The organism is uncultured Rummeliibacillus sp., assembly GCF_934216135.1.
Classification (GTDB): Bacteria; Bacillota; Bacilli; order Bacillales_A; family Planococcaceae; genus Rummeliibacillus.
This window is the reverse complement of sequence record NZ_CAKQBI010000001.1, coordinates 227,877-248,997: the sequence shown is the minus strand read 5'-3', so window position 1 is coordinate 248,997 and position 21,121 is coordinate 227,877. Positions and strand designations below refer to the sequence as shown.

Below are 21,121 nucleotides of genomic sequence, written 5' to 3'. Positions count from 1 at the left end.
CGATAGAAGAATAGATGCAATGCCTCTTAGTTTCGTTTTCGATCCTTAGCTCCAAGGATAAATGGCCTTGGTGAATCATTAGTCATTGGATAACGAATCACCACATGGGCAAACGCAGCTGGGAAGAAAGGAATTAACGGCCATAGATATGGTACCTTCATCGGTTTTAAGGAAGCCATATAAAACACCGTTAACAAAATCCCAATAAAGAAGCCGTTTACTCCAAATGCTGCCGTTAATAGCAGTAATAATATCCTAAAAATCTTAATCGTTACACTTAATTCATACGAAGGAATTGCAAAAGTAAAAATTGCTGATACAGCTGTGTAAAGTACAACCTCTGCAGAAAACAAACCTACGTCAATCGCAATCTGACCTATAATGATACCTGCTATTAATCCCATAGCTGTTGATAATGGGGTTGGTGTATGAATAGCTGCAAGCCTTAAAAATTCTATACCAATATCTGCCGCCAATATTTGAACGAGGAGTGGTACTGAGGATTTCTTATTTATACCAATAAAATCCATAAAAGATGGTATATATTCAGGATGTTTAACAATCAAGAACCATAGTGGTAATAAAAAGAAGCTTAAGAATGCGCCAAAAAATCGCAAAAAACGAATGATTGTTCCAATAGCAGGTGCCTGTCTATACTCTTCTGCATGCTGTAAATGGTGGAACACTGTAACCGGGACTAATATGACTGATGGAGATGTATCAACTACTATTGCGATATGTCCTTCTAGTATATGCGCTGCTACAATATCTGGTCTTTCACTATACCGCACAAATGGTAATGGATGAAAACCTTGCTTAATCAACCATTCTTCTAGTGATTTATCTGCCATTGTTAATCCATCATGTTTTATATCCTTTAAACGCTCTCTGATAAATTCCAAATGTTCATTATTGACAAGATTTTTCAAATAAACAAGTGATACATCCATTTGACTTCTTGTTGATACTTGATGTAGCTCAAAGCGTAAAGATGTATCACGAATTCTTCTACGAATTAAGCCCGTATTTTGAACAATATTTTCAGTAAAACCATCTCTTGAACCACGAATTACTTTTTCATTATCAGGTTCTTCTGGATTTCTTCCAGGATAGCTTCTTAAATCTGCTGTAAAAGCAATACCAGATGGTGTAATAAAAGCAACTTGTCCACTCATAATAGCAGTTAGTAATTTATCTTTAGATGTTTGTACTTCCCATGCAAAGAATGGAAATGAAACAAAAAAATACTCAGCTTCTGCTTGGATTTGTTCTTCATTTGGCGAGCTATTCTCTTTTTCACTATCTTCCTCTTCTTTATGATCCTCATCTTGCTCTTTTTCACCAGAATTTGTTTTGGCTTTACCTGATTGAAATTTATTTCTTTTATATTCTTCAGTCGGCTGTATATTTGTCAATAATTGAGTGTAATTTTGACTATCGATTAAACCGTTTATATTAATCGTAAATACATCCATATTATGAATATGAATATGCTTCATATTGACATCGAAGCTTTCACTTTTCCCAAATTGGGAAATCATGAAAGCTTCTGCTTCTTGACTATTTTTGAAAATTGTTTGTATTTCTTTGTTGTTATTACTACTCATGTTCTGCCGCCTTTACCAATTGTTCGTACTGCTGATCGGTTAACCAAATTTTAAGTTGTGCTAATATTCTCTTTTCTAAACGTGAAACTTGAACTTGTGAGATACCAAGCCTTTCAGCAATGTCACTTTGAGTACAATCAAGATAATAGCGTAAATAAATGACAGATTGCTCACGCTTTCCTAGTCTTTCCAACATATCTTTTAACGGAATATGCTCAAATGGTTTTTCGGATCTTTCGTCTTTCATTTGATCCATTAAACTGATTGGATCGCCATCACTTTCAAAAATTTGCTCATGAAGTGATGCAGGATCACGCAGAGCATCACTAGCCATCGTAATATCATCAATTGACACTTCCAAGATTGTCGCCAATTCCTGTAAAGTAGGTGGTCTTTCATGTTCTTTTAGAAAATCATCTGAAGCATGACGAATTTTATAGTTTAGTTCACGAATAGAACGACTAACTTTGACCATACCATCATCACGAAGAAATCGTTGAATCTCTCCAATAATCATCGGTACAGCATAGGTTGAAAATTTTACAGGATAAGATAAATCGAATTTATCTACAGATTTCATCAGCCCAATACATCCAATTTGAAAAAGATCTTCTAAATCGGCACCCCTTGAAGTAAAACGTTGAACAATAGACCAAACAAGTCTGGTATTTCCCTCTACCATTTCTTTTCTGGCTGCTTCATCCCCTGCCTGCGCTAATTTTATAAGTTCTCTCATTCTTTCCTGTGTTAGAAGTTCTTTTGACGCTTGCGGGTTTGATGTCATTGTTCTCACCTTACATATAGCGGCTCTTCTACTGGTTGAAATTGCTTCTTAAAGGTGACAGCCGTTCCTTTCCCAAGTTCTGATTGCACAGTCAATTGATCTGTGAAGCTTTCCATTATTGTAAAGCCCATACCTGACCTTTCTAACATTGGTTTTGTCGTATATAGTGGTTCCATTGCTTTTGTCACATTTTCAATTCCGATGCCTTGATCTAAGATTGAAATTGTTATTTCTCTCCCATTGCGAGATGCCTGAACAGTTACAATTCCATTTGGATCTTCATCATATCCATGAATAATTGCATTCGTAACTGCCTCAGAAACAACAGTTTTAATCTCTGATAATTCTTCAATTGTAGGGTCTAATATAGATAGAAAACTTGTAATTGCAATTCTAGCAAGTGCCTCATTATCACTAATCGCTCTAAAAGATAACGTCATTTCATTATCCATGTAGAATACCTCCTAAACTTTGGATGGCTTCTTGTTCTGTATCATGCCAAATATATTTTCCTAATCCTGAAAATTGGAAAATTTTCTCCATTGTAGAAGAAGGTTTAATGATTAAAGTACGACCATTGTGTACTTGTAGGTCTCTCATTCTTCCCAAGATTAGTCCTACACCTGCACTATCCATAAACTGTAGCCCCTCTAAATTCCAAATAATATCTTGTACATAGCCACTGTAAATAGCTTGCGAAATATCTTCCCGGATATGACGAGCTGCATGATGATCTAGCTCTCCTCCTAATCTAATAATCGCAATTTTTTCTGAAGTAATTTCAATATGGTGCTGCATTTACATACCTCCTTTTCAAAACCTATTCTACGCAAGAATAGAAGAATCCTATGCCCTGACAATTTAACAATCAAAACGCTAAAGATAGAAAAAATACGACAGCTACCATCCGTTAGTATGGATTTAAATAATGACTTTTAATCATGGGAAACATTTGAAATAAAAATATTTCTTTCGTTTTCGACAAGATTATAAAGAAAGAATCTTTACTCGACTAACGGAAGAAAATATTTCTTCAGCCATTATTAATAGAAATGCCATTATTTAAAGGTATAATTAGTAAAATAAAGGATTATTAGGAGGTTTTTATGTTAAAGAGAAAATACGGAGATCGTTTAGATTGGAAACGAATTTTACAAAGGAGATTTGCTCAATCATTTTTTGACACACAAGAATTTAAAGGTTACATAACATTGCTACATACAATTACTGTATCTAGTCCTCTATTCAAAGTTTATGGCAAAAAGGATATATGCATTGTTGATAATGGCTATATGTGGCTTCAACAATTTCCGTCAGACAAAAATCATTCTGTCACTACAATGTTTGATGCTAAAGGAAATGTGGTTCAATGGTATATAGACATATGCCTTTGTAATGGAATAGACAACGGGAGACCTTGGATGGATGACTTATTTTTAGATATTATTTTATTGCCATCGGGGGAAATAATTGAAAAAGATGCTAATGAACTTGAAGAGGCCTTATCAACTGGAGTGATAGATCAGCAACTTTATGACTTAGCCTGGAGCGAAATGAAAACTCTTAAAAGTTTAATCAGTGCGGGAGAATTTGAATTAGTAAAATTATCTAGTAAACATAAAGATGCATTAACTGAATTTCTTATATAACTTTGAAATAAGTATCTATAAAACGAAAAAACCACATTGATTTAAAAAATAATCAATGTGGTTCTGCTTTTATATTGTCTATTAAAACTATTTTCTACTCTGTAATAATATCTTCGATTAGTTTAGGTGCTGTGATTGCTTCAGAAGATAATTTAATGTTTGCGTAGATTTTTTCTTTAACTTCTTCAACATCTTCACGATTCGCATAAATGGTTACTAGAGATTCTCCAGCTTTTACTTGGTCTCCCACCTTTTTGCGTAATACTAATCCAACGGCTAAATCTATTTCAGATTCTTTCGTTGCGCGACCTGCGCCTAATAACATTGCAGCAGTACCGATTTCATCTGCAACAATATGACTGACAAAGCCTGATTCTTTAGCAGGTACTTCAATCATATATTGGGCTTGAGGTAGCAATGAAGGATCGTCTACTACCGCAGGGTTTCCACCTTGACCTTTGATGAACTTTTTGAAAACGTCAAGAGCTGCACCATTAGCAATTACTTCTTCAAGTTGTTTACGAGCTTCTTCGATTGTTTGTGCATGACCACCAAGAACGACCATTTGTGAACCTAATGTTAAGCAAAGCTCTGTTAAATCTTCAGGTCCTTTGCCGCATAAAGTATCAATTGCTTCTTTCACTTCTAAAGCATTCCCAATAGCGTATCCTAGTGGTTGGTTCATGTCAGAGATAATTGCCATTGTATTACGTCCAACATTCTTACCGATTTGAACCATTGCATGAGCTAACTTTTTAGAATCTTCAACGGTTTTCATAAACGCTCCGTCACCAGTTTTAACATCTAGAACGATTGCATCAGCACCTGCTGCAATTTTTTTACTCATAATAGAACTTGCAATTAGTGGGATACTTGGGACAGTTCCTGTAACATCACGTAGAGCATATAATTTTTTATCCGCAGGTGTTAAGTTACCAGATTGTCCAATTACAGCTAACTTGATGTCATTCACTTGTTGCATGAATTGTTCTGTCGTAAGCTCTACATGGAAGCCTTCAATCGATTCCAATTTATCGATTGTACCACCTGTATGACCTAAACCACGTCCACTCATTTTTGCAACGGGTACACCTACTGCTGCAACTAAAGGTCCTAATACAAGTGTAGTCGTATCACCAACACCACCAGTAGAGTGTTTATCTACTTTTATACCATCTATACCAGATAGGTCAATTTGATCTCCTGATTCAACCATAGCCATTGTTAAATCCGCACGTTCTTTATCTGTCATGTCTTGGAAGTAGATGGCCATTGCTAAACTACTTGCTTGATAATCAGGAATTTCTCCTTTTGTATAACCTTCTATGAAGAAGCGGATTTCTTCGGTAGTCAGTTCAAAACCATCTCGTTTTTTTTCAATAATATCTACCATTCTCATGATAAATCCCCCCTAACTTATTTTAAAGTTTGCAAAAAACTTTCACCGTATTCTGGTAATTTTACATTGAAGTTATCTGCAACAGTCGCACCTAAAGATGCAAATGTACTCATTTTTGGTAATACATTGCCTTCTTTAAAGCGTGGAGAATATGCGATTAATGGAACAAATTCACGTGTGTGATCTGTACCAGGGAAAGTTGGGTCATTACCATGGTCAGCAGTGATCAAAAGTAAATCATCTTCTCCCATTAGCTCTAATGCTTCAGGAAGACGGCGATCAAATTCTTCAAGCGCTTCTCCGTATCCGATTGGATTTCGGCGGTGACCATATTTTGCATCAAAATCAACAAGATTCAAGAATGATAAACCATGGAAGTCTTTTTTCATCACATTCACTAATTGATCCATACCATCCGAATTGTCTTTCGTACGAATAGCCTCAGTTACTCCTTCACCGTTGTATATATCAGAGATTTTACCTAATGCGATTACATCTAGGCCTGCATCTTTCATTTCATTCATAACAGTACGTCCAAATGGTTTTAAAGCATAGTCATGACGATTTGAAGTACGAGTAAAGTTTCCAGGTGTTCCTACGAAAGGACGAGCAATTACACGACCCACTAAATATTCAGGTTTTAAAGTTATTTCACGAGCAATTTCACAAATTCTATACAATTCGTCTAATGGTACAACATCTTCATGAGCTGCGATTTGAAGAACAGGGTCAGCAGATGTATAAACAATAATAGCACCTGTTTCCATATGTTCTTTACCGAAATCTTCGATAACTTGCGTACCAGAAGCAGGTTTATTACATAAAACTTTACGTCCAGTGCGTTCTTCTAATTCATCGATCAATGATTGTGGGAAACCTTCTGAGTAGACTTTAAATGGTTTATTAATATTGAGACCCATTATTTCCCAGTGTCCAGTCATTGTATCTTTACCAACTGAAGCTTCTTGCATATAACCATAATAAGCTGCAGGTTTTTCTACAGATTTCATCCCTTCAAGATCTTTAAGGCCAAGTAAACCACGAATATTTGTATAACCTAAGCGTTCCATATTCGGCATTGTTAGCCCTTTCATTTCATGTGCGATATGTCCAAGTGTATCAGCACCTACATCATTAAATTTTGCAGCATCTGGTGCTTCACCTATTCCAACAGAATCCATAACGATTAAGTGAATACGTTTAAAAGGTTTTGTGTTCATCAATTTATCCTCCTCATTTATACATTCATTCTATCAAATTCTTCAAAAAAATAAAGGTCAGACATCTGACTAATGTAAAAACTATGCTCTAGGATGGAATTGTTTATAAACTTCAGATAATCTAGTTTTACTAATATGTGTATAAATTTGAGTTGTTGCAATATCAGCATGCCCTAACATTTCTTGAACAGCTCTTAAATCTGCACCATTTTCGATTAAATGCGTAGCAAAAGAGTGTCTTAAAATATGTGGTGTTAGTTCTTTTTCTATACCAGCCTTTTCCGCATAGCCCTTCAATAATTTCCAACATCCTTGTCTAGTTAGCCTTTTTCCTCTTTGGTTTATAAATAATGCTTCTGTTCGTAATTTAGGATTCTCCAATTGAAAACGTGCAGTATTTAGATATTTTGTACATGCGTCAATTGCAGTACCGCCTAGAGGAATAATTCTCTCCTTACCACCTTTTCCGAAGACACGTACAAAACCCATTGTTAAATGAATATCTTCTAAATTTAAAGCAATGCATTCACTTACACGCATACCTGTTGCGTAAAGTAATTCTAACATTGCACGATCACGAACACCTTGTGGTTTGGCTACATTTGTAGCTGCAATTAGTCTATCTATTTCTTCAATTGATAATACTCTTGGTAATTTTTGTTCAATTTTCGGCATATCAATATGAATCGTTGGATCGTTACTACATCTTTTTTCTCGAAGCAAAAATTGATGGAAAGAGCGAATTGCTGAAATATGCCTTGAAACTGTACGAGCAGATATTCCTTTATTGCGCAACGTTTGTAAATGCTGCAATATATGATAACGCTCAACATCATCAAATGTTTCAAGTTGTTGGATGTCGAATATATTCTGTGTATAGTCTCTAATATCTCTCTCATAAGATTGCAATGTATTTGTAGATAGTTGACGTTCAACCCGTAAAAAATGTATGTAATCTGCAATCATATCTTGTATTTCTTGTTTCACAGCTTTCATTCCTCCATTAAGCCAAAAACAACCAAGCTTTAGATTTTATTGATGACTTTTCTGTACATCAAATCAGTTTTCTATTCTCCCCACTTAAACTTTTCATAAATCATTGAAATAGTAAAGTGAAAATAAAAAAGGACAGCACCTCCGCCATCCTTTACTTACTTGCTATTAACTTTTCCGTATGTTTACTCTTTGTTTTTGTCTTCTGCAGCGTGCTTTTCATTGCAACGCCAACAAATACCATGAAATGTTAAACGGTGATCTTTGATTTGGAAATTCCATCGTTTTTCGACAACCGCTTCCACATCTTCAAGTAAATCTTCCTGAATTTCATCAACAGCGCCGCATTCGATACATACGAGGTGATGATGAAAGTGAGCTGCTCCCTCTTGTCGTAAATCATAACGAGATACTCCATCACCAAAATTTATTTTGTCGACAATTTTTAGTTCTGTTAGTAACTCTAATGTACGATATACAGTCGCTAGACCGATTTCTGGTGCTTTTTCTTTCACTAAAAGATAAACATCTTCAGCACTTAAATGATCTTCCTCATTTTCTAAAAGTACTCTAACCGTCGCTTCTCGTTGCGGCGTCAGTTTATAGCTAGCACCATGTAATTGTTTTTTTATTCGATCAATTCGGCTCTCCATACGACGCCCCCCTAAACTTCTACCATTATACCAAAGATGTATTTCTCATTACAAGATTAAGCGACCAAATTCTTATAATGACTATTTATTGATAATCATTATCATCTAATAATCAAATTTTAAAACATAAAATGTATTATGACTAATTCTATGAGTAAAATTATCATGGTCATAACACTTATTACGATAATTCTCTTCCAATGTATACCCTTTTTTCGACTATTATAAAATGGTTTTGGAACAAGTACAATTGAAAACAATAATAATAAACAAGTATACAAAAATTGTACTGGAAACCACCAAAGAGCATAATTCCAAAATGCATTTTGGGTAGCTATTAAATACGCTGAACAGAAGCCAAAGAAGGCACTTTTACATACCACAACTAATCTAGTAGCATGTCTAAACCATTGATGCGTAGCAAGTAGCACTAAAAATACATACGGAGTAAATGCCGGCCAAAGTGATTGCCAAATTGCTGGCTTACCTTCCAACAATAATCGTGGATCCATGATAGATATTAACCATTCATTTTGAGATGGAGTTGATAATTTAAATGCGATAATACCACCGATAAATCCAATTGAGATAATTAGGAAAAAATAAGTTATTTGCGAGGAACGATTCAATAGGTCACCTACTTTCTAATAGTACAACCTATGCTCATCATTCTTAAAAATACCTTATTTTAATAGATTATTTTTTGCCCACATAATTGCTAGGATTGTTTTAGCATCGAAAATTCTTTCTTCTTCCACTAATCTTTCAGCTTCTTCAATTGAAACTTCCATGATTTCTACAAATTCATCTTCATCTAAACTCGCAGGTTGTGCTATTTTAAATAAATCTCGTGCAACAAATAAATGAATAACTTCATCAGAAAATCCTGGTGATGTCGCAAATGAGTAAATCTTTTCTAAATGCGAAGCACCATAACCAGTCTCTTCTTCCAATTCTCTTGTTGCGGTGAATGCTGGCTTTTCGCCTGGTTCTAGTTTGCCTGCTGGAATTTCAATAATGCTACGTTCGAGTGGTTTACGAAATTGTTCTACCATTACAATTTTCCCTTCGCTCGTTATTGGAATAATTGCAACAGCTCCAGGATGTTTCACTAATTCTCTTGTAGATTTTTTTCCATTTGGCAAAGTTACTTCATCTACTTGTACTTTAATGACACGTCCTTCAAAAATTTTCTCTGTAGAAATCGTTGTTTCTTCAAATTTATTCATATTTTTATCCACCTTTATTGTTCTTTTTCTATAAATCATTGTACCATTATTAAAAAGGAGGAATATGATTTGAAAACTCGTCAATTAGGTTCTAGCGATTTACATATTTCCGAAATAAGTTTAGGGTGCATGTCCCTACCAACAAACTTACAAGATGCTTCCTATATTATCGATGAAGCACTTGATTTTGGTATCAATTATTTTGATACAGCTGATCTATATAATCACGGTTTGAATGAAGAAATTGTTGGACAACTTATTAAAGAAAAGAGAAAAGATATTGTTTTAGCAACAAAGGTTGGGAATGTGTGGGATAAGCAAGGCAATTCATGGCATTGGGATGCATCAAAGGCTCATATAAAGACTGGGATTAAAGATAGTTTACATCGCTTACAAACTGATTATATCGATGTATACCAACTGCATGGTGGGACTATTGATGATCATTGGGACGAAGTAATAGAAGCTTTTGAAGAACTAAAACAAGAAGGATTGATTCGAGAATATGGCATTTCTTCTATTAGGCCAAATGTCTTGAAACGTTTTTTACCTGCAAGTAATGCTATCTCAGTTATGATGCAATATAGTTTACTTGATAGAAGACCCGAAGAATGGCTTGATTTTATCCAAGAAAATGGTGCATCCATTGTTACTAGAGGCTCAATCGCAAAAGGATTGTTAACAAATGAGTGGCAAAAACGGCTAATAAATACGGATGGGTATCTATCTTATTCTAAAGATGAGCTTCAAAATACTTTAACTAAACTCTCTCAAGCTACACCTTTAATACTTGCAGCTTCACTTAAAACAATTTTAAACCACACTGCAATTGCTTCTGCAGTCGTTGGTGCAAGTACAAAGGAACAACTATCTTCTACAATTCATGCGTATGAAGCTATGGAATCTATTGATAATATTGAAGAAATAATCAGCTTAACAAAACCTGATTTCTACACTTCTCATCGAGACTAAAAAATGAAAATGCGTTAGCGAGAATTATTCTCCTAACGCATTCTTGTAATTCATCAAAATTTAGAGCCTTTATCTCCGTATTCTTCAAGTAACTCTGCAAATGATTTATTTTTTTCGATTTGTTTTTTCTCAAATGCAAGCTGTGCTGCTTTTTCTTCTTGTTGTTTTTGTTCTTTTGCAACTAATTCTTTTTTTGCAAGCTTCAACTTAGCTAATACATCACCATTGAGCTGATCTTGAAGAGTTACTTTTTCTTCTTTATCGACTAAATTTGACTGATTTTGGTTTATTTGTTTTCTCTTTTTCTTTGCCATACCATTCTTCTCCCCTACATAACATAAACGAAACATGCTCCATATGATATATTTTCCTCAATTTTAATACTGAATCATACACTTATCAATAGTTAACAAACTTTAATCATAGGATATAGTAAAAACATTTTTTCTTAAATCGGCTTTCACCTTTTCATCTAACCCACTATAAGTATAGAAAGGAATGCTGTTTATGTTAAACTTACCTAATCAAGTAACAATTATTGAAGTTGGTCCTAGAGATGGCCTTCAAAATACACAACATATCATCCCCACTATTCAAAAACTCAATTTTATCCATAGCCTACAAGATGCTGGTATTAAAGAAATGGAAATCACTTCTTTTGTTTCGCCTAAATGGGTACCTCAAATGGCAGATCATACAGATATCGTGATGAATGTAAATAAAATAGGAAAACAGTATGTATTGGCTCCAAATGAGATAGGAATTCAAAAAGCTCTTTCTTTAAATTCCAAGGCAATAGCAGTTTTCGTTGGAGTAAGTAATACATTCAACAAAAAGAATATAAATCAAACGACACTTGAATCGATGAATACTTTAACTCCTATTATCAAAGACTTAAAAAAAGAGGGCGTCTTTGTTCGTGCATGTATTTCTACAGCATTTTATTGTCCATACGAAGGCGGGATTTTTCCGGAAGATACTTTAGCACTTTGTAGACAATTTGTAGATTTAGGTGTCGATGAATTAAGTGTTGCAGATACAATCGGAATGGCGAACCCAGTAGAAAGCTATTCTCTTTTTTCCTTACTAAAACAAGAATTACCCAACGTATTATTAACGGCTCATTTTCATGATACTCGTCAAATGGCCTTAGCTAATATTTTCGCATCACTTCAAGCTGGTATCAATCGATTTGATAGCTCGGCAGGAGGGTTAGGTGGTTGTCCTTTTGCTAAAGGTGCAACAGGCAATGTAGCTACAGAAGATGTAGTCTTTATGCTTGAACAAATGGGTATTCAAACAGGAATAGATATACAAAAAGTATGTAAATCCTTAAAACATTTGCAACCCTTTTTAAAAGAGGAAATTTCAAGTGCGCAGTATAAATTATATCAACAAAGATAGAAAGTGGTGATGCGTATGAAGAAACGATTTGTTTGGATTTTTGGTCTATTTACAGGAATTGTAGGAGCGATTGTCACAATAATTGGATATATTATCACAAGTAGAATTATATATATTAAGAAAAAAGACGATAATTTTATATTAGAACGTGAAAAAAAGGCATTACGATACGATGAAAAGTGGTACGCTACGGTAGAAAAAGAATACTTGAATATCGATTCACCTAATGGATATACGATAAAAGGTATTTACTTTAAACCATTAAATACTTCAAATACAATGATTGTATGTCATGGCGTAACTGAAAACAAGGTAAATTCTATAAAGTATGTACGATTATTTGAACGTCTCGGTTTTAATACGGTAGTTTATGATCATAGGAGGCATGGAGAAACAGGGGGCGAAACAACAAGTTACGGTTATTATGAGAAATTTGACTTACAAGCAGTTTTACACCACATAAAAGAGCAACTTGATAACAACGCAGTAATTGGTGTTCATGGTGAATCTATGGGTGCTGCAACAACATTATTATACGCGGGCACTTTAGAAGATGAAGCTGATTTTTATATTGCTGATTGCCCTTACTCAGACTTTTCAGAACAGCTTTACTACCTTCTTACAAAACAAACACCATTTAGAAGTACATTGGCTGTAAGACTAGCTGACCTATTTTTACGTTTACGTGAAGGTTATTGGTTAAAAAATATTGCACCACGCACTGCAGTAACGAATATTAAAAAACCTGTTCTTTTTATTCACAGTCTACCAGATGACTTTATCTTACCAGGTATGACAATTGAATTATATCGATTGAAGAATGGTCCCAAGACTTTAAAGTTATTTGAAGAAGGTGAGCATGCCCAATCTTTTAATAAGAACCCTCAAGAATATGAGGAAACGGTAAGAAGTTTCCTTCAAGAATACATTTTAAACCTAGATAAAAAATAGCACTCATCTGAGTGCTATTTTTTTATTTATTGCTTAATTTATTCATTTGATTCATCATTTGTTTGATTTGTTTTTCAGATGGTTTACGTCCCATTTGAGTCATCATCATACGTAACATTTGTTCGTTAATAGGTGGATTTTCTTTTAAATACTTCATCATATATTGACGAGCGATAAAGAATCCTCCAACTAATCCTACGATTAATGCTACTACTATTAAAGTAATCGCTAATGCAGTATTCACTTGTGTTCCTCCTCTAAAATTCGCATACGAGAAAAATATCTCCAAAGAGGATTATACAATAAAAACTATCCCGATACTACTATTTATCGGATTTATCCTACATTTAACGGGTACATGGAATAACTAAATTTTTAAATTTAATTTGCCAGCACTGAAAATTTAGGCGGTTTTAACCATCCGCATTCCATTTCATTTTTGTTAAAACCGATAAAACCTGTACTAAATTTCGATAATGTTGCAAACAAATCTAATTCTAGCATTCGTGATCCTACACAAGTTACGACCATATAATATGGCTGAATTTCAATATGTAGATCTCCTTTAAACTCATTTGCCAAAAATATTTCATGATTTTTCATTTCAATAGTCGAAAAATTATTGGTCAAATATTGCCCTATAAATTCTTCAATCTCTTCTACTGGCAATAGCTCACATAAATAAGCTAATTCTTGTGAAGGATAAAAAGTGTTTTCTTCAGACTTTAAATCATTGATCAATTCGAATAATAATCGTTCTCTCCCGTACACAAATGACTGATGCTTTTTTTTGACATGAAAGATTGAGTAAACACGCATCTATTGCCACTCCTTTCCGTTCTTTCAAGTAATTATACCTTGAACATATCAAATATTTTGTCAATTTGAACTGTAAATAATCCACTTTCTTTGTCAAAAAACAAAAAGTAGAGGCTAATCACCTCTACTTTTTAAAATACTTTAAATTCTTTGTTGTAAATCTTTCGTCGAAATCGATTACCATTCCGAAAAAGTTCTCTCATTCAAATGAAATATGCTTTAAATAACAACATTTTTTAAAGTGGTTATTTCGTTAATAATGCTTTCGTTTTTGCGACAACATTTTCGACTGTAAAGCCGTATTCTTTCATGACTGTTTCACCAGGAGCACTTGCACCAAAACGATCAATAGCAAGGACGTCTCCTTCAAATCCAGTGTATTTATGCCAACCAAATGATGAAGCCATTTCAATTGCTAAACGTTTTTTGACTGTTTTTGGCAATACGCTTTCTTTGTATGCTTTGTCTTGTTCTTCAAAGCGTGCAAAGTCTGGCATAGATACAACTGTTACGTCGATTCCTTCTTTTGCAAGTTCTGCTTTAGCTTGAACTGCCAATTGTACTTCTGAACCTGTTGCAAGAAGAAGTGCATCTGCCACCTCTTTTTTAGCTTTTGCTACAACATAAGCACCTTTTGCTACACCTTCGTAAACAGTTTGTACATCAACATCAAGAACTGGTAAGTTTTGACGTGACAATACTAATGCTGTTGGACGATTTTCAGATGAAACGGCAAGTTTCCATGCTGCTGCTGATTCATTTGCATCTGCTGGGCGAATAACAGATAGATTTGGCATTGCACGTAAAGCAGCTAGTTGTTCGATAGGTTCATGTGTTGGTCCATCTTCTCCAACTGCAATAGAGTCATGTGTAAAGACATAAGTTACTGGTAGACCCATAAGAGCTGCAAGTCGAACTGCTGGACGTACATAATCAGAGAATACGAAGAATGTACCCCCAAAGACATTCACTCCGCCATGTAATGCCATACCATTAAGGGCTGCACCCATTGCAAACTCACGCACACCAAACCAAATATTACGTCCTTCGCGATCAGTTGCTGAGAAATCTCCAGCACCTTTAATAGTTGTTTTATTAGAACCAGCTAGGTCAGCACTTCCCCCGAAGAATGCAGGGATTTTCTTAGCTAATGCATTGATCACTTCTCCAGAAGAAGAACGAGTCGCAATTGACTTACCTACTTCAAAAGTTGGGATTTCAGCATCAAAATCAGCTGGAAGTTTACCAGAGATAGCTTGTTCTAATTGAGAAGCTAGTTCAGGATACTCTTCTTTATAAGATGAGAATTGTGCATTCCAAGCTGATTCTGCATCTTCTCCTTGTACTTTTGCTGCTTGCTTAAATGTTTCATACACTTCTTCAGGAACAAAGAAGTCATCATTTTCCCATTCGTAAGCTTGTTTAGTTAAGACTACTTCGTCCGTACCAAGTGGTGAACCATGTGAAGCTGATTTACCAGATTTGTTCGGTGAACCAAATCCAATTACAGTTTTTACTTCGATTAAAGTTGGTTGACCTTTATGTGCTTTTGCTTGTTCGATTGCAGCGTTAATCGCTTCAATGTCATTACCATCTTCTACTCTCAAATAATTCCAACCATATGCTTTAAAGCGTTCTGCTGTATTATCTGAGAATGATTTATTTAAATCTCCATCTAAAGAGATGTCATTACTATCATAAAGAACAATTAGTTTTTCTAATTGTAAATGACCTGCAAGTGAAGCTGCTTCTGCAGAGACACCTTCCATCAAGTCTCCATCGCCACAAAGTGCAAATGTATAGTGATTGATAATATCATTGTTTGGTTTATTGTAGACGCCAGCTAAATGTGCTTCTGCCATTGCCATTCCGACTGCCATTGAAATACCTTGTCCAAGTGGACCAGTAGTTGCTTCTACGCCAACAGTATGGCCATATTCTGGGTGTCCTGGTGTTAATGAACCCCATTGACGGAAGTTTTTAATCTCTTCCATTGGTAAATCATAACCACCTAAATGTAGTAAGCTATATAATAACATTGAACCATGTCCTGCTGATAACACAAATCGATCACGGTTAAACCATTTAGGGTTTTTAGGATTGTGGTGTAATTGTTTTGTCCAAAGTGTATAAGCCATTGGAGCTGCACCCATTGGAAGACCTGGATGACCAGAGTTTGCTTTTTCAATTGCATCGATAGATAAAGTACGGATTGTATTAATTGCAAGCTGATCTGCTTGTACAGTCATGAATAGACATCCTTTCTAAAAGCAAAATTTAATTCAATTTAAGTGTAGTCAACATTATAAGATAAAACAATGCTTTTTGAGCATTTGTTTTGTTAATTTAATGGTTTGTTTCTTTTTTGGATTGCTTTTACTTTTTCCGGTGTCACTTCATCGCCATTCGGATCGAATACGCGAACATTTTCAATTGTTTTTCGCATCGAAGAACGGAACGCATCTAAATATTCTTTACGAAGAGCAGTTTGTTCTTTTGCTTCTTCGACAGTTAAACCTGATTCTTTGGATTTTTTTGATAAATAATTTATACGTTGAATTTTCTCTTTTGGTAACAAGTAAAACACACCTTTCATAAATACATTAATTTAAAGGTATGAAAAAAAAGCTTCAAGCGCAAGCTTAAAGCTTCATATATTCACAAATTATATGAATTTATTATAATATCTTATTAATAACAAAAAAATCAATCTAAATTTATCAATAGATAAATAGCAGTTCCCCATATAAACAATGCAGATAGTTTGTTGAAAACAATAAATACTTTCCCTGAAATATGTAATTTTTTTAAATAGGCTCCTGTGATTGTTAAACTAAAAAACCATACCCAAGAAACTCCAACACTAGCGGTTGCAAACAGAATTTGATCTATCCCCTTGTATTTTAATGCGCTTGTCCCTATCACACCTACCGTATCAAGAAGCGCATGGGGATTTAGCAAAGAAACAGATAATGCAAAAAGGATTTGCTGTTTTATCGGAAGAGCTCGTCCCTCCTCTAGGTTAGTCACTCCCACCGAACTCCATATAACCTTTCCCATATAACATAAAAAAAGTATGCCACTGATCAATAGGATCAATCGAATCCATTCAAATTGCAAAACAATGATGGATAGGCCAAAAACTGCTAAAAAAATTAATAATGTATCACAAAGTGCTGCAGCTAGAGTTGCAGGTAAAGCCTTATATATATTTGGTTGTGTAACACCTTGTGAAAAAACAAAAATATTTTGAACGCCTAATGGTAAAATTAATCCGAATGCTAAAATGATTCCGTGTACAAATGCTTGCATCGTTCAACACCCTTTCTTTCTACTATCGTACTATGTTATATAAATTATAAAAGGTCCAATTGGTTGGGATTTTACCCACCCAATTTTCGAAAGGGGATTGACGTTTTTGTGGAAACCAAATCGCAACTCATCGAGTAGTTTACACCATCAAATTATAAATTGGATTACGAATCAAATTAATACCGGTAATTGGGTGGTAGGAACAAAACTCCCTACTCAACGACAGCTTGCTTTACAATTTGAAGTTAATAGAAGCACGATTCAACAGGCTTTAGATGAATTAAAAGCAGATGGTATTATAGAAGCTAAAAGGGGAGCAGGCGTATTTGTTGCGAATAATTCTTGGAATCTATTAGCGAAGAAGCAGCAACCTAATTGGCAAAGGTATATTGACGAAAGCATTCATAAACCTAATTATCGTACGATCCAATTAATAAATGAATATGAACAGGAAGATTCCATCATTCGATTAGGAACAGGGGAAATTTCTCCTAACTTATTACCAACAAAGGAACTGTTAGAATCACTTCAGAATCTTTCACTAACTGGAAAGGATATAGGTTATTCTTCGCCACAGGGGCACGAAGAATTACGCATTGCCGTCTGCCAACATGTAAAAAAGAGAGGTATTGCAACTACACCTGACAATATTCTTATTGTTTCAGGTGCACTACAAGCTCTCCAGCTAATGGCAGTGAGTCTCTTTGAACCAGGGTCGATTGTTTTCCAAGAACCCATTTCGTATCTAAATTCTATTCATCCATTTCAATCATATGGTATCCAAATGAAATCGATCAAACGCGATGCCGCTCTCTCAACAACACTATATTCATTGAAAAAGCATCGTCAAACTATTTACTATACTGTACCAACTCTGGATAATCCAACAGGAAAAGTTTGGTCTACTGAAGAAAAGAAACGATTTTATGAAATATGTACATCACTCCAAATACCAATTTTAGAAGATGATGTTTACGCTGACTTGTTATTTGAGACTGACAGTCATTCTATAAAATCTTTTGATTCTTCTGGACAAGTGATTTATATCAGTAGCGTTTCAAAAACGTTAAGCCCTGGATTAAGAATTGGATGGATTATTGGCCCTACTCCTGTTATAAAAAGATTAACAGATATAAAAATGCAAATGGATTATGGATCAAGCGCAATTTCGCAGAAAATTGTAACCTATTGGTTAACTTCAGGGTTATATCAAAAACATTTGGTTGAATTGAAGTCACAGTTAAAATCGCGTGCTAATTTTATGATATCTATACTGTCTGAGTACTTCCATTCAATTGCTACTTGGGAAAGTCCAAAGGGCGGGTTCTATATTTGGCTTAAATACAATAAACCAATTGTTACAAGAGAATTATTTTTGAAGGTTTTGAAAAGAAATGTATTGGTCAATCCGGGGTATATTTATGACACAGAAGATTCAACCCATATACGTTTATCCTATGCGTATGCATCTTTGGACGAATTGAAATATGGATTAATGATTTTATATGAAGAAAGTATTTTAGCCATAAAAGCAGCAGACTTCTATAAATAGAAATTCTGCTGCTTTTATAATTTATCATTTTATTTGTTCAAGGTTTTCTTCATATTCTTTAAAACGCCTATGAACTGTAGCTTTGCTTATTTGAAAACCTAATCCTTTTAAAGTAGCTGTTATTTCTTCAAAGGTCATTCCTGTTTGTCTTAAATTGACGATTTGCTCAATAGGTGCATCAATTCTTTCTCTTCCTTCAGGGTTGCCACGGTCTTTCAAATTATTTTCTGGTCTATAGCCATTTTCTACAGCTCTTCTCATGCCTCGACGTATTTTAGCATTATGTAGTTTCCGCTGATACTCTTCAACTAGTGCTAATATTTCAAGGAGCATCGTGTCCATTTCATTTAACTTCAGATTTCCAGAATCACTTAAAGTGAATATATCAACATTCATCTTTTTCAATAAATGTAAAACTGCCATTCGTCCATTACCACGTCCTAAACGTGTTTCATCCTGAACAAATAAGGTTGGAATGTGATATTCCTTCATATATTCCAATAAATCTAATAAGCCTTCTCTCTCAATATCATACCCACTATGTCTATCAGTAAACACTTCCACTACTTCATATCCTTTTTCTTTTGCGAAGGATTTTAATTCAATTTCTTGTCTCTCGATTGAAGTGTCTTGGGTTTCTTTTTCTGTGCTTACCCGACAGTATATTACTGCTTTTTCATTCATCATTTTTTGTCACTCGCCAATTCTATCCTTTTTTCTGTTATCTTAGTTTGTTTATTTTCAGGAATAACTAAAGTATGACCAGCAATAATTTTATCGTCAATTATATTGTTCTCACTTTTTACTAGACGAACCCATTCTTCGTTAGATAAATCGCCTTTGTGCTGGTTAGCCAAAGACCAAAGTGTATCTCCTTCATGTACTTTAATATTTGTATATGTTGTTGTATCTCTATAAGTTATAAGTAAAATGATCATAGCAATAAACGCAAAAACAAGAAGTAATGTTGTATTTTGATTTCTTTTAATCCAATTCATATAAATCTTCCTTTCATCGAATATTTGTTCGGAATGTATGTTCTCAATATAATACGAACGTTTGTTTTTGTCAAATATGTTTTCGAACTTATGTTTGCACTATTTGTTCGGTAATGCTATACTAATTTTAATAATTAGCAGAATACTAAGATAAGAGGTGATTGGATTGAAAAAAGTATCGAAAAGACAAGAAGATATTCTAGAATTTATCAAAGAAGAAGTTCGTACAAAAGGATACCCACCTTCCGTCCGAGAAATTGGTGAAGCTGTTGGTTTAGCATCAAGCTCTACAGTTCACGGACATTTAAATAGACTTGAAAGCAAAGGCCTTATTCGTCGGGATCCAACAAAACCTCGTGCTATTGAAATTTTGGACCAAGACAACATTTCAAAACAAGGTGTTATTCATGTTCCTCTAGTTGGTAAAGTAACAGCAGGTATGCCAATTACTGCTATCGAAAATATTGAAGAATACTTCCCTATTCCAGATTCTTACGGAACTTCCGATGACAATATTTTTATGCTTGAAATTATGGGTGAATCTATGATTGAAGCTGGCATTTTAGATGGCGACTATGTCATTGTGAAACAACAAGCTTCTGCGAATAATGGTGATATTATAGTTGCCATGACCGAAGAAAATGAAGCTACCGTAAAACGATTCTATAAAGAAGAAGGTTATTTCCGTCTTCAACCTGAAAACTCTTCGATGGATCCAATTATTGTAGAGAATGTTTCTGTACTCGGTAAAGTAGTAGGCTTATATAGAAACGTTAACTAGTAAACCATATGAAAAAGCATTCGAATCTATTCCTAATTTGATAGATTTGAATGCTTTTTTAGTTAGATCAAATCAGTGAAGCTAATAAAGCTAAATATTGCTCTTAATAAAAAAACCTTGCACAAATTGTGCAAAGCATAAAAAAACAAACGCTGGAGTCTAACTAACTAAAAAAGAGAAACCTAATTGAAGGTTTCTCTTTTTTAGATACTTCTAAAACTAACTAATTTTAAAAAATTAAAGTTTTACAATGTTTGCAGCTTGTGGTCCGCGTTGGCCTTGTTCAACTTCGAATTCAACTTTTTGGCCTTCTTCTAAAGATTTGAAACCTTCTCCTTGGATTGCTGAGAAGTGAGCGAATACGTCTTCTCCGCCTTCAACTTCGATGAAACCGAAACCTTTGTCTGCGTTAAACCATTTTACTGTACCTTGTGTCATTTAAATGACCTCCATTATAAATTTATTAATATATAAGCTTTTTAAAAGAAAAAAATTCACATATTACAAAAAGTACCGAACAAACACGATTACTCTTTGTAATATGCGAATTCTACTTTTTTCCTATAAAGGACTTTATTAATTTAATTATATACTATAAATAATCATTTGTCTAATATTAGAAAAACATATTGTATACTAAACTATTTCTCTAAAGTTCTTTTCTTTAGCTTTAAGTATCATCTATGATATAACGCTAATGAATATATGCAAAAGCAACGAAATAATTAATTGTAAAAATTCCGTGGTAAAAAAATGCGGTAACATTCAATTTTGCTTATCACGAATCAAAATTCATGG

General features: G+C 34.4%; 25 protein-coding genes. 6 read left to right on the top strand and 19 right to left on the bottom strand.

Annotated features, from left to right (window positions below; translation table 11 throughout):
- Positions 1–26: 26 nt before the first annotated feature.
- From Q0977_RS01225 to Q0977_RS01210, 4 genes are read right to left on the bottom strand one after another with little or no spacing between them, the layout of a single operon-like run.
- Positions 27–1,607, bottom strand: a complete 1,581-nt coding sequence (locus Q0977_RS01225; RefSeq protein WP_241155033.1) for a spore germination protein — start codon at positions 1,605–1,607, stop codon at positions 27–29.
- The gene (locus tag Q0977_RS01220) at positions 1,600–2,391 is read right to left on the bottom strand and encodes a SigF/SigG family RNA polymerase sporulation sigma factor (protein WP_119416432.1); all 792 of its coding nucleotides are present in this window, start codon (positions 2,389–2,391) and stop codon (positions 1,600–1,602) included. Before Q0977_RS01220 ends, Q0977_RS01225 begins: the two co-directional genes overlap by 8 nt.
- Before the next feature lie 5 nt (positions 2,392–2,396).
- Positions 2,397–2,843 carry an anti-sigma F factor gene (gene spoIIAB, locus Q0977_RS01215; RefSeq protein ID WP_119416431.1) on the bottom strand — a complete coding sequence of 149 codons (447 nt, stop codon included), beginning with the start codon at positions 2,841–2,843 and terminating at the stop codon, positions 2,397–2,399.
- Positions 2,836–3,189 carry an anti-sigma factor antagonist gene (locus Q0977_RS01210; RefSeq protein WP_119416430.1) on the bottom strand — a complete coding sequence of 118 codons (354 nt, stop codon included), beginning with the start codon at positions 3,187–3,189 and terminating at the stop codon, positions 2,836–2,838. Before Q0977_RS01210 ends, spoIIAB begins: the two co-directional genes overlap by 8 nt.
- Before the next feature lie 308 nt (positions 3,190–3,497).
- Here Q0977_RS01210 and Q0977_RS01205 point away from each other — a divergent pair, with 308 nt between their 5' ends.
- Complete coding sequence (locus Q0977_RS01205) at positions 3,498–4,040, top strand: DUF402 domain-containing protein (RefSeq protein ID WP_299509847.1); 543 nt, start codon at positions 3,498–3,500, stop codon at positions 4,038–4,040.
- 94 nt (positions 4,041–4,134) lie between these two features.
- Here Q0977_RS01205 and Q0977_RS01200 read toward each other — a convergent pair whose 3' ends face one another.
- The 6 genes from Q0977_RS01200 to Q0977_RS01175 form a co-directional block, all read right to left on the bottom strand.
- Positions 4,135–5,439 carry a pyrimidine-nucleoside phosphorylase gene (locus tag Q0977_RS01200; protein WP_299509844.1) on the bottom strand — a complete coding sequence of 435 codons (1,305 nt, stop codon included), beginning with the start codon at positions 5,437–5,439 and terminating at the stop codon, positions 4,135–4,137.
- Positions 5,440–5,456: 17 nt separating this feature from the next.
- A complete protein-coding gene (deoB, locus tag Q0977_RS01195) occupies positions 5,457–6,659 on the bottom strand; it encodes a phosphopentomutase (RefSeq protein WP_299509841.1) in 1,203 nt (400 codons plus the stop codon).
- Positions 6,660–6,740: 81 nt separating this feature from the next.
- On the bottom strand, positions 6,741–7,655 hold the full coding sequence (gene xerD, locus Q0977_RS01190; RefSeq protein ID WP_119416426.1) for a site-specific tyrosine recombinase XerD: 915 nt from the start codon (positions 7,653–7,655) through the stop codon (positions 6,741–6,743).
- A 182-nt stretch (positions 7,656–7,837) separates the two neighbouring features.
- Positions 7,838–8,305 (bottom strand): Fur family transcriptional regulator, encoded by a 468-nt coding sequence (locus Q0977_RS01185; protein ID WP_119416425.1) that lies wholly within the window; start codon positions 8,303–8,305, stop codon positions 7,838–7,840.
- A gap of 119 nt (positions 8,306–8,424) precedes the next feature.
- Entirely contained in the window at positions 8,425–8,934 is a 510-nt protein-coding gene (locus Q0977_RS01180) for a hypothetical protein (protein WP_119416424.1), read from the bottom strand.
- Between the two features lie 54 nt (positions 8,935–8,988).
- A complete protein-coding gene (locus tag Q0977_RS01175; RefSeq protein WP_119416423.1) occupies positions 8,989–9,534 on the bottom strand; it encodes an NUDIX domain-containing protein in 546 nt (181 codons plus the stop codon).
- 69 nt (positions 9,535–9,603) lie between these two features.
- Here Q0977_RS01175 and Q0977_RS01170 point away from each other — a divergent pair, with 69 nt between their 5' ends.
- Entirely contained in the window at positions 9,604–10,506 is a 903-nt protein-coding gene (locus Q0977_RS01170) for an aldo/keto reductase (protein ID WP_119416422.1), read from the top strand.
- 53 nt (positions 10,507–10,559) lie between these two features.
- Here Q0977_RS01170 and Q0977_RS01165 read toward each other — a convergent pair whose 3' ends face one another.
- On the bottom strand, positions 10,560–10,820 hold the full coding sequence (locus Q0977_RS01165; RefSeq protein WP_119416421.1) for a YqkE family protein: 261 nt from the start codon (positions 10,818–10,820) through the stop codon (positions 10,560–10,562).
- A gap of 193 nt (positions 10,821–11,013) precedes the next feature.
- Here Q0977_RS01165 and Q0977_RS01160 point away from each other — a divergent pair, with 193 nt between their 5' ends.
- The gene (locus tag Q0977_RS01160) at positions 11,014–11,910 is read left to right on the top strand and encodes a hydroxymethylglutaryl-CoA lyase (RefSeq protein ID WP_119416420.1); all 897 of its coding nucleotides are present in this window, start codon (positions 11,014–11,016) and stop codon (positions 11,908–11,910) included.
- 15 nt (positions 11,911–11,925) lie between these two features.
- Entirely contained in the window at positions 11,926–12,861 is a 936-nt protein-coding gene (locus Q0977_RS01155) for an alpha/beta hydrolase (RefSeq protein ID WP_119416419.1), read from the top strand.
- Between the two features lie 22 nt (positions 12,862–12,883).
- Here the strand turns inward: Q0977_RS01155 and Q0977_RS01150 are convergent, their stop codons facing one another.
- The 5 genes from Q0977_RS01150 to Q0977_RS01130 form a co-directional block, all read right to left on the bottom strand.
- Positions 12,884–13,105: a YneF family protein gene (locus tag Q0977_RS01150; protein WP_119416418.1), complete on the bottom strand. Its 222-nt coding sequence runs from the start codon at positions 13,103–13,105 to the stop codon at positions 12,884–12,886.
- Between the two features lie 137 nt (positions 13,106–13,242).
- Positions 13,243–13,680, bottom strand: a complete 438-nt coding sequence (gene sirA / locus Q0977_RS01145; protein ID WP_119416417.1) for a sporulation inhibitor of replication protein SirA — start codon at positions 13,678–13,680, stop codon at positions 13,243–13,245.
- A gap of 245 nt (positions 13,681–13,925) precedes the next feature.
- Positions 13,926–15,929 carry a transketolase gene (tkt, locus tag Q0977_RS01140; RefSeq protein WP_299509822.1) on the bottom strand — a complete coding sequence of 668 codons (2,004 nt, stop codon included), beginning with the start codon at positions 15,927–15,929 and terminating at the stop codon, positions 13,926–13,928.
- Positions 15,930–16,021: 92 nt separating this feature from the next.
- A complete protein-coding gene (locus Q0977_RS01135) occupies positions 16,022–16,258 on the bottom strand; it encodes a DUF896 domain-containing protein (protein ID WP_119416415.1) in 237 nt (78 codons plus the stop codon).
- Positions 16,259–16,386: 128 nt separating this feature from the next.
- Positions 16,387–16,992 (bottom strand): LysE/ArgO family amino acid transporter, encoded by a 606-nt coding sequence (locus Q0977_RS01130; protein WP_119416414.1) that lies wholly within the window; start codon positions 16,990–16,992, stop codon positions 16,387–16,389.
- A gap of 106 nt (positions 16,993–17,098) precedes the next feature.
- Between Q0977_RS01130 and Q0977_RS01125 the strand changes: the two genes are divergently transcribed.
- Positions 17,099–18,544, top strand: coding sequence for a PLP-dependent aminotransferase family protein (locus Q0977_RS01125; RefSeq protein WP_119416413.1), 1,446 nt, complete (start codon positions 17,099–17,101; stop codon positions 18,542–18,544).
- A 24-nt stretch (positions 18,545–18,568) separates the two neighbouring features.
- Here the strand turns inward: Q0977_RS01125 and Q0977_RS01120 are convergent, their stop codons facing one another.
- Positions 18,569–19,231, bottom strand: a complete 663-nt coding sequence (locus Q0977_RS01120) for a recombinase family protein (protein WP_119416412.1) — start codon at positions 19,229–19,231, stop codon at positions 18,569–18,571.
- On the bottom strand, positions 19,228–19,542 hold the full coding sequence (locus tag Q0977_RS01115) for a LysM peptidoglycan-binding domain-containing protein (RefSeq protein ID WP_299509811.1): 315 nt from the start codon (positions 19,540–19,542) through the stop codon (positions 19,228–19,230). The genes Q0977_RS01120 and Q0977_RS01115 overlap by 4 nt, the downstream gene beginning before the upstream one ends.
- A 166-nt stretch (positions 19,543–19,708) precedes the next feature.
- Between Q0977_RS01115 and lexA the strand changes: the two genes are divergently transcribed.
- On the top strand, positions 19,709–20,323 hold the full coding sequence (lexA, locus tag Q0977_RS01110) for a transcriptional repressor LexA (protein WP_119416410.1): 615 nt from the start codon (positions 19,709–19,711) through the stop codon (positions 20,321–20,323).
- 237 nt (positions 20,324–20,560) lie between these two features.
- On the opposite strand, the gene Q0977_RS01105 is transcribed toward lexA, so the two are convergent.
- Positions 20,561–20,761 carry a cold-shock protein gene (locus tag Q0977_RS01105; RefSeq protein ID WP_119416409.1) on the bottom strand — a complete coding sequence of 67 codons (201 nt, stop codon included), beginning with the start codon at positions 20,759–20,761 and terminating at the stop codon, positions 20,561–20,563.
- Positions 20,762–21,121 lie beyond the last annotated feature (360 nt).